The 15,664-nt window shown below is 60.4% G+C and carries 15 protein-coding genes; 10 read left to right on the top strand and 5 right to left on the bottom strand.

Translation table 11 applies throughout. The features are described from left to right. Positions 1–22: 22 nt before the first annotated feature. The 3 genes from CPY51_RS04220 to CPY51_RS04230 all read right to left on the bottom strand — a co-directional run bounded on the left by CPY51_RS04220 (position 23) and on the right by CPY51_RS04230 (position 2,429). Entirely contained in the window at positions 23–727 is a 705-nt protein-coding gene (locus CPY51_RS04220) for an ABC transporter permease (protein ID WP_111158798.1), read from the bottom strand. A 9-nt stretch (positions 728–736) separates the two neighbouring features. Next, positions 737–1,462 (bottom strand): ABC transporter permease, encoded by a 726-nt coding sequence (locus CPY51_RS04225; protein WP_111158799.1) that lies wholly within the window; start codon positions 1,460–1,462, stop codon positions 737–739. 124 nt (positions 1,463–1,586) lie between these two features. Then, positions 1,587–2,429 (bottom strand): transporter substrate-binding domain-containing protein, encoded by an 843-nt coding sequence (locus CPY51_RS04230; RefSeq protein ID WP_111158800.1) that lies wholly within the window; start codon positions 2,427–2,429, stop codon positions 1,587–1,589. Positions 2,430–2,621: 192 nt separating this feature from the next. Here CPY51_RS04230 and hutC (CPY51_RS04235) point away from each other — a divergent pair, with 192 nt between their 5' ends. Both hutC (CPY51_RS04235) and CPY51_RS32450 read left to right on the top strand, forming a co-directional pair. After that, complete coding sequence (gene hutC / locus CPY51_RS04235; RefSeq protein ID WP_111158801.1) at positions 2,622–3,377, top strand: histidine utilization repressor; 756 nt, start codon at positions 2,622–2,624, stop codon at positions 3,375–3,377. A gap of 141 nt (positions 3,378–3,518) precedes the next feature. Beyond that, positions 3,519–3,668 (top strand): hypothetical protein, encoded by a 150-nt coding sequence (locus tag CPY51_RS32450; RefSeq protein WP_154677715.1) that lies wholly within the window; start codon positions 3,519–3,521, stop codon positions 3,666–3,668. Between the two features lie 318 nt (positions 3,669–3,986). Here the strand turns inward: CPY51_RS32450 and hutC (CPY51_RS04240) are convergent, their stop codons facing one another. Next, complete coding sequence (hutC, locus tag CPY51_RS04240) at positions 3,987–4,721, bottom strand: histidine utilization repressor (RefSeq protein WP_111158802.1); 735 nt, start codon at positions 4,719–4,721, stop codon at positions 3,987–3,989. Positions 4,722–4,804: 83 nt separating this feature from the next. Continuing rightward, positions 4,805–6,151 carry a formimidoylglutamate deiminase gene (locus CPY51_RS04245; RefSeq protein ID WP_111158803.1) on the bottom strand — a complete coding sequence of 449 codons (1,347 nt, stop codon included), beginning with the start codon at positions 6,149–6,151 and terminating at the stop codon, positions 4,805–4,807. Between the two features lie 99 nt (positions 6,152–6,250). Between CPY51_RS04245 and hutI the strand changes: the two genes are divergently transcribed. From hutI to CPY51_RS04285, 8 genes are all read left to right on the top strand, one after another. Next, positions 6,251–7,513 (top strand): imidazolonepropionase, encoded by a 1,263-nt coding sequence (gene hutI / locus CPY51_RS04250; RefSeq protein WP_111158804.1) that lies wholly within the window; start codon positions 6,251–6,253, stop codon positions 7,511–7,513. Next, entirely contained in the window at positions 7,510–9,045 is a 1,536-nt protein-coding gene (gene hutH, locus CPY51_RS04255) for a histidine ammonia-lyase (RefSeq protein ID WP_111158805.1), read from the top strand. The genes hutI and hutH overlap by 4 nt, the downstream gene beginning before the upstream one ends. A 1-nt stretch (position 9,046) precedes the next feature. Then, positions 9,047–9,847 carry an N-formylglutamate deformylase gene (gene hutG / locus CPY51_RS04260; protein ID WP_111158806.1) on the top strand — a complete coding sequence of 267 codons (801 nt, stop codon included), beginning with the start codon at positions 9,047–9,049 and terminating at the stop codon, positions 9,845–9,847. 29 nt (positions 9,848–9,876) lie between these two features. Further along, positions 9,877–11,550, top strand: a complete 1,674-nt coding sequence (gene hutU, locus CPY51_RS04265; protein WP_111158807.1) for a urocanate hydratase — start codon at positions 9,877–9,879, stop codon at positions 11,548–11,550. A gap of 122 nt (positions 11,551–11,672) precedes the next feature. Next, a complete protein-coding gene (locus tag CPY51_RS04270) occupies positions 11,673–12,257 on the top strand; it encodes a HutD/Ves family protein (RefSeq protein WP_111158808.1) in 585 nt (194 codons plus the stop codon). Positions 12,258–12,323: 66 nt separating this feature from the next. Next, on the top strand, positions 12,324–12,986 hold the full coding sequence (locus tag CPY51_RS04275; protein ID WP_111158809.1) for a sulfite oxidase-like oxidoreductase: 663 nt from the start codon (positions 12,324–12,326) through the stop codon (positions 12,984–12,986). Between the two features lie 200 nt (positions 12,987–13,186). Then, entirely contained in the window at positions 13,187–14,233 is a 1,047-nt protein-coding gene (locus CPY51_RS04280) for a LacI family DNA-binding transcriptional regulator (protein ID WP_111158907.1), read from the top strand. 124 nt (positions 14,234–14,357) lie between these two features. Continuing rightward, a complete protein-coding gene (locus CPY51_RS04285) occupies positions 14,358–15,638 on the top strand; it encodes an ABC transporter substrate-binding protein (RefSeq protein ID WP_111158810.1) in 1,281 nt (426 codons plus the stop codon). Positions 15,639–15,664: the final 26 nt, after the last annotated feature.

Raw genomic sequence — 15,664 nt, forward strand, 5'->3', positions numbered from 1 at the left:
AATCCTGGTTCGGGCTGCAATGTCACGCCTTCAACGCCTGCGGAACGGCGCGGCGATGGCGGGACAGGCGGTGTTCGAGCAGACCCAGAGCCTGCAGGATGATGAAATTGAGGGCAAGATAGATGATCGCCGCACAAAGGAAGACCTCCATGGTGCGGTAGGTATGCGAAATCAGCCGCTGGGCAACGCCGGTCACTTCCCAGACGGTGACAAGGCTTGCAAGCGCCGTCGACTTCATCATCAGGACGATTTCCGTCGAATAGGCGGGCAGCGCATGGCGAAAGGCGATCGGGGCGATGACGCGACGCACGAGGAGAAAACCGGACATGCCGATCGAGCGAGCCGCCTCGATCTCTTTTGGAGAAACCGCGCGGATGCCGCCGCGGAAAATCTCGGCGCTATAACCTGCGGTGCAAAGCGCCAACGACAGCACTGCGCAGACAAAGGGTTCGCGCAGAAGCGGCCAAAGGAAGCCGTAGCGGATGAAACCGAACTGGCCGAGGCCGTAAAAGACCAGGAACATCTGGATCAACAACGGCGAGCCGCGGAAGACGAAAATATAGGCCTTGGCAAAGCCGGACAGGACCGGATTGCCGCCAACCCGCATCCAAACGATCACGAGGGCGCCCAACCCTCCGAAGAAGACCGACAGCACGAACAGCGCGAGCGTCATCGGCAGGGCTGCCAGAAGCGTCAACATGGTCTGCGAAAGAAAGGCAAAATCCATGATCGATCCTCAGGCCTTGCCCATGGCCGCGGACGGCATGCTGCGGTTGGCGCGACGTTCTGCGCGGTTGAAGACCTGATCCGAAAGGCTGGTCAAGATGAGGTAGAGGCAACCGCCGACGATGAAGAAGAGGAAATATTGCCGCGTCGAACCGGCAGCGACCTGGCTGGTGCGCATCAGTTCGGCAAGGCCGGTGACAGAGATCAGCGCCGAATCCTTGAGGCTCAACTGCCAGACATTGCCAAGGCCTGGAATTGCAAAGCGCAGCACCTGCGGCATGATGATCCGGCGAAAACGCAGGCCGGTGCTCATGCCGATCGCAGCCGCAGCCTCCAGTTCGCCCTTGGCGATGGCCAGATAGGCGCCACGAAACACTTCCGCCTGGTAGGCACCGGAGATGATGCCGACGGCCAATGCGCCGGCGGCGAACGAAGGCATACCAAGAAAACCTTCATAGCCAAGCGCCTTGCCGACCGAGGTGATCGCGCTCGATCCGCCAAAATAGATGAGATAGATGATCAGTAGTTCCGGAACGCCGCGAAACACCGTGGTGTAGACGTTGCCGAGGGCCACAGCCAAAACGTTGCCCGACAGCTTGGCGCCCGCAACGATCGTGCCCAACACGGCGCCGATCGCCAAGGCGGCCGCCGTCACGGCGAGCGTTAACGCGGTCGCGGCGAGGAGCAACGCTCCCCATCCGGTCGAGCCGAAGCCAAGCAGTTCCAATGTCGCCATTGCCAGGGTTCCCGTCGTGGGCGGTGCGTGGCCCCAAGTCTTGAGAGCATAGCATGACCATTCCGGCATGAAAGCTGGGATGGTCATGCTCCCGGCTTTGGGGCCGGGAGCAGAGACCAGGAGATTATTGCGGGCTGACGTCCGTCTTGAACCACTTCATCGACAGCGTCTTGACGGTGCCATCGTCGAGTGCCGACTTGATGGCGGTGCTGAACATGTCACGCAGGTCGGTATCGGCCTTGCGAACGCCCAGGCCTTCACCAACGCCCCAGATCGGGCCGGCAATTTGCGGGCCACTGAAGGCAAGCGCGCCGTTGGCGGCTTCAAACGCGGTGGCGAAGTAGACGGCGTCGTCGAAGCCGAGGTCAATGCGGCCGTTCTGCAGGTCAAGGTCGCGATCTGCGCCGGTCTTGTATTCGCGGATCGTGGCGATGTCACCGAAGTTGTCGTAGACGAACTTGGCATAGACAGTGGCCGCCTGGATGCCGATGGTCTTGCCCTTGAAGGCGGCCTTCAGGGCGTCGATTTCCTTCACGCCGGTCTGACCGGGTGTCATCTTGATCGTCGTGCCTGAGCCGGGCGCACCTGCAAGGGGGCTATCCTTTGCAACCGCAAACGCTGCGGGCGTCGCAGCATAAGGAATGGTGAAGTCGATGACCTGCTTGCGTTCGTCGGTGATCGACAGCGCGTCCATGATCACGTCGAACTTGCCGGCATTGAGTGCCGGGATCATGCCGTCCCAATCGGACGCAACGAGCTTGCATTCGATCTTCATCCGGTCGCAGAGCGATTTTGCAAGCTCAGGCTCGAAGCCGCCGAGCGTGCCGTCGGCATTGGTTAGATTCCACGGCGCATAGGCGCCCTCAAGCGTAATCGTTACGGTCTTCCAGTCCTTGGCATGGGCCGCCGGGCCAGCCAAAACGGAAAGCGCCAACGCGCCAGACATAAGCAGTGTGTTTATCTTCATCGATGATCTCCTCTTGAGGTCGAAATGGCCTTCTACTGCGCTTGCCGGTCTATGCCAGCTTGCCCGACGTCACCAGCCAGAGCTGGCCAGATCGATCGAGAGGTTGTATAGGGTACCATATGAGATTTTTTATGATATGCAAGTGACAAGTAGATTTATAAGCCGATTTCGTCGCTGCACAAGGAATAGGCAATGAAACCACCAAGCGAGATGAAGCGCGAGTTGAAGGAAAACGACACGTCACCACTCTATGTCGGCGTGAAGCAGGTTATCCTCGACCGGATCCAGAGTGGCGAATGGCCGCCGAAGCACCGCGTACCCTCTGAAAACGAGTTGGTTCTCGAGCTTGGGGTCAGCAAGATGACAGCCAATCGCGCCCTGCGGGAGCTTGCGACCGAAGGCGAGCTGGTGCGGATCCAGGGCGTCGGGTCCTTCGTTGCCGAGCGCAAGGGCTATTCGGCGCTTTTCGAAGTCAGAAACATTGCCGAGGAAATTGCCGAGCGCGGCCACGTTCACGATGCCTCGGTGATCGTGCTTGCCCAGGAGCCCGCCTCTCCAGAGGTTGCGGACGCTCTGGAGCTGCCGATCGGCGCGCCGGTTTTCCATTCCCTGATCGTACACAGCGAGAACGGCGTGCCGGTGCAGATCGAGGATCGCTTCGTCAATCCCGGCGCGGCACCTGACTATCTCCAGCAGAATTTTGGCGACATGACACCGAATGCCTATCTGACGACGGCAGCACCGCTCAGCGGCGCCGAACATGTCGTTGAGGCCACGATGCCCCGGGCCTGGGAATGCAAGCTGCTGACCATCCTCAACACCGAACCGTGCCTGATGATACGCCGCCGCACATGGTCCGCCAAACAGGTGGTTTCGGCAGCGCGCCTGGTTTATCCCGGCCATCGCTACCGGCTGCAAGCACAAAGCGGCAAGACATTTGAAGAATAGGATGCTCTCCAGGTTCCATATGTAACCTGGAGCATTTGGCATAGCATTTCCGAATGCAAAGGTGGAAATGCCTCAAAATGCTCTCCATGATGTGATAGACGACAGACTTCTGCCACCCCCGATGAACGGAGACAATCACAGATGGCGATACGCCCGCTATTGATCGGCCTCACCCTCATCCTAGCGCTGGTGCTGATCATTCTCAGCATTCTTCTGGTCAATCCCAACCGCCCCCTCCGCGAGCAGCCGGGCCTTGTCCCATCGCCAGCTGGTGCGAATTCGCAACAGTAGCCAGCCTTTCACCCCCACGCCGGACCGCATAGGGAACCACTGCCTTTCGCTACGCGTTTGCCGCACTGGTAAACAAGGATGAATTCGCATGCGAGTGATGATTGTCGTAATAGTTCTTATGGTGGGATCTGTGCTCAGCCTTACGATGTTGCCGGCCGGAGATGCACAGACAGCTAGCGGCGGTCAACTCAAGGCCACGGCTGAGCAAACAGCGGTCAAATAAGCCGCGCGTGGCAACAGGTATGGTCGATTTGCAGCCGAGGCATCGCTTGCCTCGGCTTTCATGTGCAAGCTACCAGGCATCTTTCTCGATGGAATTTAGTTGGGCGGGCGGGATTGCTCCGGCGCAAATCGCGCGACAAGCGCATGACGGTCGCCCGGATAGATCAGCCTCACATGGGTTATCGGACCTGCGCCGCTCCAGGTACGGCGCTCGATCACGAGACACGCCGTGCCCCTGGCGATCTCAAGCGCCTCGGCATCTTCGGCGCCTGCAGGCATGGCACGGATCAGATGCTCGGCAGCACTCCAGGGAACCTGATTGATCAACCATGGACCGGGTGCAAGAGCTGCGAAATCTACATTAGCGGCTTCGGGAACGGCGGTGAGACTGATCAGCCGCTGTTCCAGACAGAAAGGCCGCAGACCCGCGTGGTGGATACAGACAATCTCCAGCACCGAGGCGGTGGCCGGAACGTCCAGCCTGCGAAGGTCGTCGCTGCGACGCTTTCTCTTGCTGCACCTGATCAGCCTGTAGGCGTAGGCAACGTTCAGCGACAGCACTTCGGCCTTGATGTCGTGAATTTCCAGAACCGCCGATTGCGCCTGCGGCTGGCTGACAAAACTGCCGGAACGTTTCCGCCGCTCGATCAACCCCGCCTTGGCAAGCTGCGTCAGTACCTTGTTCACCGTCATCCGCGAGCAGTCGTAGTGCTCGGCCATATCGACCTCAAAGGGAATGCGATGGCCTGGAGGCCAATCGCCCGAGACGATGCGGCCTTCTATATCGCTTAAGATGCGCTGGTGCAGGGTCGCTTCCTTGGCGGGTCTCATCTTGTCTTGTCGTTTCCTTATCCGAGCGGCCGCACCTTAGCGCCAAAAACGTGTAGAACCTCTTGACGATGCGAAGACCTTGCTCAAGTGGCGAGCAGTTCCTGCATCGCAGTGCGGAACCGCGCCGAAACCTGTTCGCGTTTGATGTGACGTCCATCGGCGACCTGCTTGCGGCCGAGTGCCCAGACGCAATCGACCTTGACCCCTGCCGCGAAAATCCAGCTATCAAGCACCTGGTCGTCACTGAGATACGGCACGGCGGCAACGTCGAGCGAGACAATGTCGGCATAGTTTCCAACCGCCAGGCCCGCGGGCGCTTTCAATGCATTTCCCCCTCCGGCGACAGCATGATCGAAGAGCGAGCGCGCGGTCGAGCCGCCAGGAACGGCGATGACGTTACGGGCACGCAGCGCCAGACGCTGCGAATATTCAAGCTGCCGCAGTTCGTCGGGCACTGAAATCAGGATGTTTGAATCCGAGCCGATACCATAGCGTCCACCCTCCTCCAGGAAGAGCGGCGCCGGAAACGTGCCATCGCCGAGATTGCCTTCGGTTATCGGACAAAGGCCGGCGACTGCGCCGCTTCGCGCCATTCGCCGTGTTTCGTCATTGGTCAAATGGGTTGCGTGGATTAGGCACCAGCGGCCATCGATCGGGGCATTGTTCAGCAGCCATTCGACCGGCCGGGCGCCGGACCAGGCAACGCAATCCTCAACTTCCTTCACCTGCTCGGCGACGTGGACATGAATAGGACCGTCGCCTACGAGTTCGACTGCGAAGGCCAGTTGTTCCGGCGTCACGGCCCGAAGGCTATGCGGCGCCACGCCGAGTTTCGCGCCTTCCAATCGGCTGGTGATGACTTTGCAGCCTTCCATCAGCGCTTCAAAGCTCTGCGGCGAATTGATGAAGCGGCGCTGGCCCTCGATCGGTGCCGTGCCGCCGAAGCCGGAATGGGCGTAAAGTACCGGCAGCAACGTCAGACCAATGCCGGTTTCGGCGCTGGCGGCACCGATGCGCTCCGCCAGTTCGGCGATGTTGCCATAAGGGCTGCCATCCCGGTCATGATGCAAATAGTGAAACTCGCCGACGCGGGAGAAACCAGCCTCCAGCATTTCCACGTAAAGCTGAGCTGCGACCGCCTCGACATGCTCCGGCGTCATTGAAAGGGCGAACTTGTACATGACGGTGCGCCAGCTCCAGAAACTATCGGAGCTCGGGCCGCGGACCTCGGCAAGGCCTGCCATTGCGCGCTGGAACGCATGGCTGTGGAGGTTCGGCATCGCAGGCACGATGACCGCGTGGCGCTCGTCGGCGGCCTCGGGCGCAACATCGAACGCGATAGCGACGACCCGGCCGGCCGAGAGCGTCAATGTCACATCGCGATGCCAGCCATCGGCCAGCAGTGCCGAGCTCGCGTGAAGTTTCGTCATGGCCTCGCCTTTCCTTTTTGGACAAAAACACAAAATTCCACTTGTCACCTTAGCCATTATGTATATACATGTTTAGCCATAAGGAAAGGCGGAAAGCTGATGACTGGGAACAATTTTTCCGAAAGCAGCGAAAAAACCAAGGGCAGAATTTGCCTCTGGCGCAATGCACGTCTGGCTACCCTTGCCGAAGTCAGGCAGGGCCTCGGTATCGTCGAAAAAGGGGCGGTCGTCACGGATGGCGGTCGCATCATCTTTGCCGGCCCGGAAAGCGAGCTTCCTGCGTCGGCGATTGAAAAGGCCGAAATCAATGACCTTGAAGGCCGCTGGGTTACCCCTGGCCTCGTCGATTGCCACACCCACATCATTTATGGCGGCAACCGGGCCAGCGAATTCGAAATGCGTCTCAATGGCGCGACCTACGAGGAGATCGCGCGGGCCGGCGGTGGCATCGTCTCCTCCGTCAACGCCACCAACGCGCTTTCGCTGAACGGCCTGATCGCCGCGGCCCTGCCCCGGCTCGATGCGCTGCTTTCAGAGGGCGTCACCACGATCGAGGTGAAGTCCGGTTACGGGCTGAACATCGAAGCGGAGCTGAAGATGCTGCGCGCCGCCCGTGCCCTCGAAAGCGTCCGTCCGGTGCGTGTCGTCACATCCTATCTCGGTGCACACGCAACGCCGGTCGAATATAAAGGCCGGAACGGCGACTATCTCACCGACGTCGTCCTGCCGGGGCTGGAACAGGCCCATGCCGAAGGTCTGGTCGACGCCGTCGACGGCTTCTGCGAGGGCATCGCATTTTCGACCGAGGAAGTCGGGCGCGTTTTCGACAGGGCAAAGGAACTGGGGATTCCGGTCAAGTTGCATGCCGAACAGCTATCCAATCTTGGCGGAGCGCGGCTCGCGGCCTCCTACGGCGCGCTCTCCGCCGACCACCTTGAGTACCTCGATCGCGACGGCGCCAACGCGATGGCGGCGTCACGTACTGTCGCAGTACTGCTGCCCGGCGCATTTTACGCCATCAATGAAAAGCAGAAGCCCCCTGTCCAGGCACTGCGCGATGCCGGCGTTCACATCGCCATCGCCACCGACTGCAATCCCGGCACTTCGCCATTGACGTCCCTGCTTTTGACGATGAACATGTCGGCGACGCTGTTCGGGCTCACCGTCGATGAATGCATTGCCGGCGCCACCCGTGAAGGCGCCCGCGCCCTCGGCCTTCTTGGCAAAACGGGAACGATCGAGGTCGGCAAATCAGCCGATCTGGCCGTCTGGGACATCGAAAGCCCAGCGGAACTTGTCTACCGCATAGGCTTCAACCCCCTTTATGCCCGCATCTTCAAAGGCGAAAGAATCGACCGATGACCATTACGCTACACCCCGGCTCCGTTTCGCTGAAAGAACTCGAGACCATTTACTGGACCGGCGAACCGGCCGTGCTCGATCGCTCCTTCGACGCCGGGATCGCCAAGGCGGCTGCCCGGATCGCCGAGATTGCTGCCGACAACGCGCCGGTCTACGGCATCAATACCGGTTTCGGGAAGCTTGCCTCGATCAGGATCGACAGCGCCGACGTCGGGACCCTGCAGCGCAACCTCATTCTCTCGCATTGCTGCGGCCTCGGCCAGCCGCTGAGCGAGAACATCGTGCGGCTGATCCTGTCGTTGAAACTGGTGTCCCTCGGCCGTGGCGCATCCGGTGTCCGGCTTGCGCTGGTAAGGCTGATCGAGGCCATGCTCGACAAGGGCGTCATTCCTGTCATCCCTGAAAAAGGCTCCGTCGGCGCCTCCGGCGATCTGGCGCCGCTCGCCCACATGGCCGCTGTCATGATGGGCGAAGGTGAAGCCTTCTTCGCCGGTGAACGACTGAGCGGCGGGGCTGCCTTGCAAAGGGCCGGACTGACGCCCGTCATTCTTGCCGCCAAGGAAGGTCTGGCGCTGATCAACGGCACGCAGGTTTCGACGGCCCTTGCGCTCGCCGGCCTGTTCCGCGCCCATCGTGCAGGCCAGGCGGCGCTGATCACGGGTGCCATGTCGACCGACGCCGCGATGGGTTCGTCAGCCCCCTTCCATCCTGACATCCATACGTTGCGCGGGCACAAGGGCCAGATCGACACTGCAGCCGCGCTGCGCGGTCTGCTTGCCGGTTCCGCCATTCGCGAAAGCCACATCGAGGGCGACGAGCGCGTGCAGGACCCCTATTGCATTCGCTGCCAACCGCAGGTCGACGGGGCCTGCCTCGATCTGCTCCGTTCCGTTGCGCGAACGCTCGAAACCGAAGCCAATGCCGTGACCGACAACCCGCTGGTGCTTTCCGACAATTCGGTCGTTTCGGGCGGCAATTTTCACGCCGAACCGGTCGCTTTTGCGGCCGACCAGATCGCCATCGCCGTCTGCGAGATCGGCGCCATTTCCCAACGCCGTATTGCGCTAATGGTCGACCCGGCGCTCTCCTATGGACTGCCGGCCTTCCTTGCAAAGAAGCCCGGGCTCAACTCCGGCCTGATGATCGCGGAAGTGACTTCCGCGGCCCTGATGTCCGAAAATAAGCAGATGTCACATCCGGCCTCCGTGGATTCGACGCCAACCTCGGCAAACCAGGAAGACCATGTCTCGATGGCCTGCCACGGCGCCCGCCGCTTGCTGCAGATGACGGAAAACCTGTTCGGGATCGTCGGCATCGAAGCGCTGACGGCGGCGCAAGGCGTGGAGTTTCGCGCGCCACTGGCCACAAGCCCCGAACTGACGAAGGCGATCGCAGCGATCCGCGCGGTCGTGGCAACGCTCGACGAGGACCGCTACATGGCGAACGATCTGAAGGCGGCGAGCGATCTTGTTTCTTCGGGTGTTCTCAACGCTGCCATATCCAGCGGCATCCTTCCCGTTCTGGAGGCCTGACATGCCGGTTTTCGAAGTCCGCGAGGGATCGTCTCCCGTCATTCTCGGCTTTCCCCACACCGGTACCGACGTGCCGCCGGCGATCTGGGAACGGCTGAACGCCAACGGCCGGCTGCTTGCCGATACCGACTGGCATATCCATCGGCTCTACGATGCACTCGTTCCCGACGTGACGACGGTGCGGGCAACGTTCCATCGCTACGTCATCGACGCCAATCGTGATCCCGCAGGTACAAGCCTCTATCCCGGCCAGAACACCACCGGGTTGGTCCCGCAGACCGATTTCGACAACGCACCGATCTGGCGGGACGGCCAGGCTCCGACGGAGGCGGACATTGCCGCCCGCGTCGCCGATTTCCATGCGCCGTATCATGCAGCACTTGCCGCAGAGATCGAACGCGTCAAGTCGATCCATGGCATCGCCGTCCTCTATGACTGCCATTCGATCCGCTCGCACACTCCCTTTCTGTTCGACGGCCGCCTGCCTGATTTCAACGTCGGCACCGACAATGGCACGACTTGCGATCCTGCGATCGAAGCCGCGACCGTTGCCGTCACATCATCCGCTAAGGGCTATACCAGCATCCTGAATGGTCGCTTCAAGGGCGGCTGGACGACACGGCACTACGGCAAGCCGGCAACCGGCGTCCATGCCATTCAGATGGAACTGGCCCAATCGACACATCTTGCCAGCGAAGCGCCGCCCTTTGCCTATGACGACGCCAAGGCTGAAAAATTGCGCGTGCATCTCGCATCCATTCTGTCCCGGATCGAACAGATCGCGCTCGACCTGAAACGCTAAGAATCCAACCCAACATAGGGGATCCCGCCATGACAAACTCACGCCACAACATCCGCGAGATCCGCTCGCCGCGGGGCAACGTTCTCAATGCCAAAAGCTGGATGACAGAAGCGCCGCTTCGCATGCTGATGAACAATCTGGACCCGGATGTCGCGGAAAACCCGAACGAACTCGTCGTCTACGGCGGCATCGGCCGCGCCACCCGCACCTGGGAGGATTTCGACAGCATCGTCGCAACACTAAAGACGCTGACCGAGGAAGAAACGCTGCTGGTGCAATCCGGCAAGCCGGTCGGCGTATTCCGCACGCATAAGGACGCACCACGCGTGTTGATCGCCAATTCCAATCTCGTGCCGCACTGGGCGACCTGGGACCACTTCAACGAATTGGACAAGAAGGGTCTCGCCATGTACGGCCAGATGACGGCCGGTTCGTGGATTTACATTGGCACGCAGGGCATCGTTCAGGGCACCTATGAGACCTTTGTCGAGGCCGGACGCCAGCACTACGGCGGCAGCCTCAAGGGCAAGTGGATCCTGACCGGCGGCCTCGGCGGCATGGGCGGTGCGCAGCCACTGGCGGCGGTCATGGCAGGCGCCTGCTGCCTTGCAGTCGAGTGCAATCCCGACTCGATCGATTTCCGTCTGCGGACCCGCTATGTTGACGCAAAGGCGGAAACGCTGGATGAGGCGCTCGAGATGATCGATCGCTGGACCAAGGCCGGCGAAGCCAAGTCCGTCGGCCTGCTCGGCAATGCCGCCGAAATCCTGCCGGAAATGGTACGGCGCGGCATCCGCCCCGATATCGTCACCGACCAGACCTCCGCACATGACCCGATCAACGGCTACCTGCCGAAGGGCTGGACGATGGCCGAGTGGAAGGCCAAGCGCGAGAGCGATCCGAAGGCCGTCGAGAAGGCTGCACGCGCTTCGATGCGTGAACATGTCGAAGCGATGCTTGCCTTCTGGAACGCCGGCGTCCCGACGCTCGATTATGGCAACAATATTCGCCAAGTCGCCAAGGACGAAGGCCTCGAGAACGCTTTTGCTTTCCCAGGCTTCGTGCCGGCCTATATTCGCCCGCTGTTTTGCCGCGGCATCGGACCCTTCCGCTGGGCTGCCCTGTCGGGCGATCCGCAGGACATCTACAAGACCGACGCCAAGGTGAAGGAACTGACCCCCGGCAATACCCATCTGCACAATTGGCTGGACATGGCCCGAGATCGCATCGCCTTCCAGGGTCTGCCGGCGCGCATCTGCTGGGTGGGCCTTGGCGACCGTGACAGGCTCGGCCTTGCCTTCAACGAGATGGTGAAATCAGGCGAACTCAGCGCGCCGATCGTCATCGGCCGCGACCATCTCGACTCAGGCTCGGTCGCCTCGCCGAACCGCGAGACCGAAGCGATGAAGGACGGCTCCGACGCCGTCTCGGACTGGCCGCTGCTGAACGCGCTGCTCAACACCGCATCGGGCGCAACTTGGGTATCCCTGCACCATGGCGGCGGCGTCGGCATGGGCTTTTCGCAACATTCCGGCATGGTCATCTGCGCCGATGGCACTGAAGACGCGGCCCGTCGTCTCGCCCGCGTGCTCTGGAACGACCCGGCCACCGGCGTCATGCGCCACGCCGATGCGGGGTACGACATCGCGATCGAATGCGCGAAGGAGAAGGGCCTGCGTCTGCCGGGAATCTTGGGGAACTGATCAAAACACTCCTATCCCGCTTCTTATTGTGAGGATGCGGGATAGGTTCCCAATGTGTCCGCCCCGCATAGACCATGTAGGTCTAAGACAGGTCGGTACGCTCGACAGTGAAAGAGATAGCGATGGCGCATCGTTCAACCTTTAGGACCCTGCGAAACAAAGACTACACTCGCATGCCCTGGAAAAACGGCGGCGGCGAGACGGTGGAGATCGCCGTTTTCCCTGAAGGGGCGGCGCTTGCGGATTTCGATTGGCGGGTCAGCATGGCAACAGTCGCCTCCGATGGTCCGTTCTCGATCTTTCCCGGTATAGACCGAACGCTTTCCATTCTCGATGGCGAAGGCATGACGCTTTTCATCGAGGATCGTGAGCCGATTCTTCTGACCGATAAGAGCGCGCCCCTACCCTTCCCGGCGGATGCGGCGACGTCGGCAACGCTTGTCGGCGGTCCGATTACCGATCTCAATATCATGACGCGCCGCGGGATCCTGTCGCACGACGTCGAGCGCGTTACGGTCGACGACACCTTCGAAATTGCAGTGCAAGGCCAGACGACGCTCGTCCTTTGCGCCAGCGGCGCTCTCGGCCTGGAGGTGGCGGACGAAAGCGCAGCCCTTGGCGAACGCGATTGCTTGATCCTTGGCACGGAGAAGGGCAAATTGACGCTGTCCGGAAAGGGGCTCTGCTACATCATCCGCATCGCTTGACAGTGCCCGATCGAACGATGTCCATTGGATTATCCAACGAAACGCACTGATAGGAAGGATGCTTTCATGACCGATCGGCCATCGACACCGGACAGCAAGCTCACGCTCTCGAAACGCAAATGGGCGGCGGAAGGCAAGTTTCTGACCGGCCGCATCAGCCGGCCGGAGACCGAGCGGCTGCCGCCGGGCCAGCATCTCGTCAAGAACTGGCCGGTCCTTGATCTCGGGCAACAGCCGCAGATCTCTGAAGACAGCTGGAAGCTTGAAGTTCGCGGCCTCGTCGAAACACCGTTGGCCTTGACCTGGTCGGCGTTTCAGGCGCTGGAACAGTGCTCGAGGCTTAGCGACATCCACTGCGTGACGACGTGGTCACGCTATGACAACCGCTGGGAGGGTGTCTCGACGCGCGACCTCCTCGACATGGTCATGCCAAAATCCGAGGCGAACTACGTCATGCTGACGAGCTATGACGGCTACACGACCAACCTGCCCTTGTCTGATTTTGCCGTGGAAGATGCTATCCTTGCGACCGCATGGGAGGGCCAGCCGCTGACCCGCGACCATGGAGGTCCTATGCGCCTGGTCGTCCCGCATCTCTACTTCTGGAAAAGTGCCAAATGGCTCAATCGCATCGAGCTCATCTCGGCCGACAAGGCGGGCTTCTGGGAGAAGAACGGTTACCACATGTATGGCGACCCTTGGCGCGAGCAGCGCTATTCCGATGACTAGCACCGTCTGCGGGACCTATGCTAGCAACTATGTGATTAGAATCCATGGCTTGCAATCACGGCGGAGCGTAGTAAAAATTTACTGATCGATTTCGCGCTTCGATTCACCCACGGCAACTGGCAAGCATTCATGTGGTTCAGCGGCAGATCAGACTCTGCCGCGAAGGGCATGCCCACGGCGGCGACAAGGCAATACGTGCAATGGTGACGATCAAGGAAATAGCGAATGCGGTCGGCGTTTCGTCGGCCACCGTATCCCGCGTTCTCAACTATGATGCGACCCTGTCGATTTCCTCCAAGAAGCGACAGGCGGTGATCGAGACGGCGGAAGCGTTGAACTACGCGACGCCACGCAATCGCAACCGCGCCAATGGCACGAACGGGGCGGCACAGGCTGTTGTGCCCGGAGCCGGCAAGATTGCACTCGTGCACTTCCTCAGGCCACCGCAGGAATTGACGGACCCCTACTACATCGGCGTCAGACTTGGCATCGAAAACCGCTGTCGCGCGCTGCAGGTCGAGGTGGTCAAGGTCTACCACACCGACAGCTTGCCAGAGGCAACATTGCTGCGCGATGCATCTGGCGTCATCGCCGTCGGACGGCATACCAACCAGGAGGTCGAGTGGCTGAGGGAGCATAGCCGAACGCTTGCTTTTGCCGACTTCTCACCTGCCTCGGACCTGGACGATAGCGTCGAAAGCGACATCCATCTGGCAATGCGCAAACTGCTATCGGCAATCCGCGACCGCGGATATCGGCGCATCGGGTTCATCGGCTGGATAGAAGATATCAATCAGGTTCCACACCATTTTATCGAGCGCCGCTGCCGAACGTTTATCGACTGGATGAAGGAGGCGGACCTCTTCGATCCCGAACTCTGCATGACCGAGAGACTGACGCCCGATAGCGGATATAACCTTGCCCGCGCCATGATGCAGAAGGAGGATCCGCCGGAAATCATCATCACCTGCAACGACAACATGGCCATTGGCGCATACCGCGCCATGCTCGAACTCGGCCTGAAGATCCCCGATGACGTGGCAATTGCCAGTTTCAACGATATTCCCGTGGCCCAGCTTCTCAATCCGCCGCTGTCCACCGTCCATATCCCAGCGGAACTGATCGGCGAAACAGCCGTCGACCTGCTGCTGGAACGGTTCGCCGGACGCGAGGTCGCCAAGAAAGTCATTTTGGCAACAGAAGTGATTTGGCGAGACAGCACGCGGAATGTCGATAATATCGTTTAACTTCAATCACATAAATTTCCTGGTAAAAATTTACTGAAATATTGCGTCCGATCCCAATTTAGGGAATACTCTCACACAGAGGCGGAGAGGACTGTCTCGTAAGCAAGCCTTTTGGGAGGAAGCAATGAATCATTTTCTGCGCGCGCAGCTGCCGCGCATCGTCGGTCTGGCCATGGCTGGCGTCAGCCTGTTTGCGGTCACCGCCGCCGAGGCAAAACAGATCACCATCTGGTGCTGGGATCCGAATTTCAACGTCGCCATCATGAAGGAAGCGGGATCGCGCTACACGAAGGCTCATCCCGATGTGACCTTCAATGTCGTCGACTTCGCCAAGGCAGACGTCGAGACGAAGCTGCAGACGGGTCTGTCTTCCGGCGCCGGCGCCGGCGCCGGCCTGCCCGACATCGTGCTGATCGAGGATTACGGCGCGCAGAAATACCTTCAGTCGTTTCCCGGCGCCTTCGCGCCGATGTCGGACAAGGTCGATTACTCCGGTTTCGCACCCTACAAGGTGCAGTTGATGACACTCGACGGCAAGGTCTACGGCATGCCCTTCGATTCGGGCGTCACCGGCATGTACTACCGCAAGGACTATCTCGAGGCCGCAGGTTTCAAGCCCGCGGACATGCAAAATATAACCTGGGATCGCTTCATCGAGATCGGCAAGCAGGTCGAGGCGAAGACCGGCAAGAAAATGATCGGTATCCAGTCGAACGATGCCGGCCTTGTGCGCATCATGATGCAGTCTGCAAGCGGCTGGTATTTCGATAAGGACGGCAACCCGAATATTGTTGGCAATGCAGCGCTGAAGGCCTCGCTCGAGACATTCGGCAAGCTGATGTCCTCTGGGGTCTACAAGCCCGCTGCCGACTGGGCCAATTGGGTCGGCACCTTCACGTCAGGCGATGTGGCGACCGTCGTTACCGGGGTCTGGATCACCGGCACGGTCAAGGCTGATGCCGACCAATCCGGCAAATGGGGCGTGGCACCGATCCCCGCACTTTCGATCGACGGGGCGACGCACGCCTCCAATCTCGGCGGATCGAGCTGGTACGTGCTCGCCAATTCCGCGCAGAAGGATGACGCCATCGACTTCCTCAACGCGGAATACGCCAAGGATATCGATTTCTACCAGAAGATCCTGACGGACCGCGGCGCAGTCGGCTCGCTGATGGCAGCGCGCGGTGGAGCTGCCTATTCCGTGGCCGACCCCTTCTTCGGTGGCGAAATGGTCTGGCAGAACTTCGCCGACTGGCTCTCAAAGGTACCGCCTGTGAACTACGGCATCTTTACCAATGAAGTGGACGCGGCGGTCACCGCGCAGATTCCCGCGATCGCCAAGGGCGAGCCGATCGATGACGTGCTCAAGGCCATCGATCAACAGGTGAAGACCCAGATACAATAGAGTTATCCCGAGACCACGGCTGGGGC

Origin of the sequence: Arminella tubonensis, assembly GCF_003240585.1 — a bacterium.
GTDB classification, from domain to species: domain Bacteria; phylum Pseudomonadota; class Alphaproteobacteria; order Rhizobiales; family Rhizobiaceae; genus Rhizobium; species Rhizobium tubonense.

Excerpts from the sequence above, each read along its gene's own strand:
- CPY51_RS04220 (WP_111158798.1), bottom strand. The coding sequence starts at position 727 with ATGGATTTTGCCTTTCTTTCGCAGACCATGTTGACGCTTCTGGCAGCC.
- CPY51_RS04225 (WP_111158799.1), bottom strand. The coding sequence starts at position 1,462 with ATGGCGACATTGGAACTGCTTGGCTTCGGCTCGACCGGATGGGGAGCG.
- CPY51_RS04230 (WP_111158800.1), bottom strand. The coding sequence starts at position 2,429 with ATGAAGATAAACACACTGCTTATGTCTGGCGCGTTGGCGCTTTCCGTT.
- hutC (WP_111158801.1), top strand. The coding sequence starts at position 2,622 with ATGAAACCACCAAGCGAGATGAAGCGCGAGTTGAAGGAAAACGACACG.
- CPY51_RS32450 (WP_154677715.1), top strand. The coding sequence starts at position 3,519 with ATGGCGATACGCCCGCTATTGATCGGCCTCACCCTCATCCTAGCGCTG.
- hutC (WP_111158802.1), bottom strand. The coding sequence starts at position 4,721 with ATGAGACCCGCCAAGGAAGCGACCCTGCACCAGCGCATCTTAAGCGAT.
- CPY51_RS04245 (WP_111158803.1), bottom strand. The coding sequence starts at position 6,151 with ATGACGAAACTTCACGCGAGCTCGGCACTGCTGGCCGATGGCTGGCAT.
- hutI (WP_111158804.1), top strand. The coding sequence starts at position 6,251 with ATGACTGGGAACAATTTTTCCGAAAGCAGCGAAAAAACCAAGGGCAGA.
- hutH (WP_111158805.1), top strand. The coding sequence starts at position 7,510 with ATGACCATTACGCTACACCCCGGCTCCGTTTCGCTGAAAGAACTCGAG.
- hutG (WP_111158806.1), top strand. The coding sequence starts at position 9,047 with ATGCCGGTTTTCGAAGTCCGCGAGGGATCGTCTCCCGTCATTCTCGGC.
- hutU (WP_111158807.1), top strand. The coding sequence starts at position 9,877 with ATGACAAACTCACGCCACAACATCCGCGAGATCCGCTCGCCGCGGGGC.
- CPY51_RS04270 (WP_111158808.1), top strand. The coding sequence starts at position 11,673 with ATGGCGCATCGTTCAACCTTTAGGACCCTGCGAAACAAAGACTACACT.
- CPY51_RS04275 (WP_111158809.1), top strand. The coding sequence starts at position 12,324 with ATGACCGATCGGCCATCGACACCGGACAGCAAGCTCACGCTCTCGAAA.
- CPY51_RS04280 (WP_111158907.1), top strand. The coding sequence starts at position 13,187 with ATGGTGACGATCAAGGAAATAGCGAATGCGGTCGGCGTTTCGTCGGCC.
- CPY51_RS04285 (WP_111158810.1), top strand. The coding sequence starts at position 14,358 with ATGAATCATTTTCTGCGCGCGCAGCTGCCGCGCATCGTCGGTCTGGCC.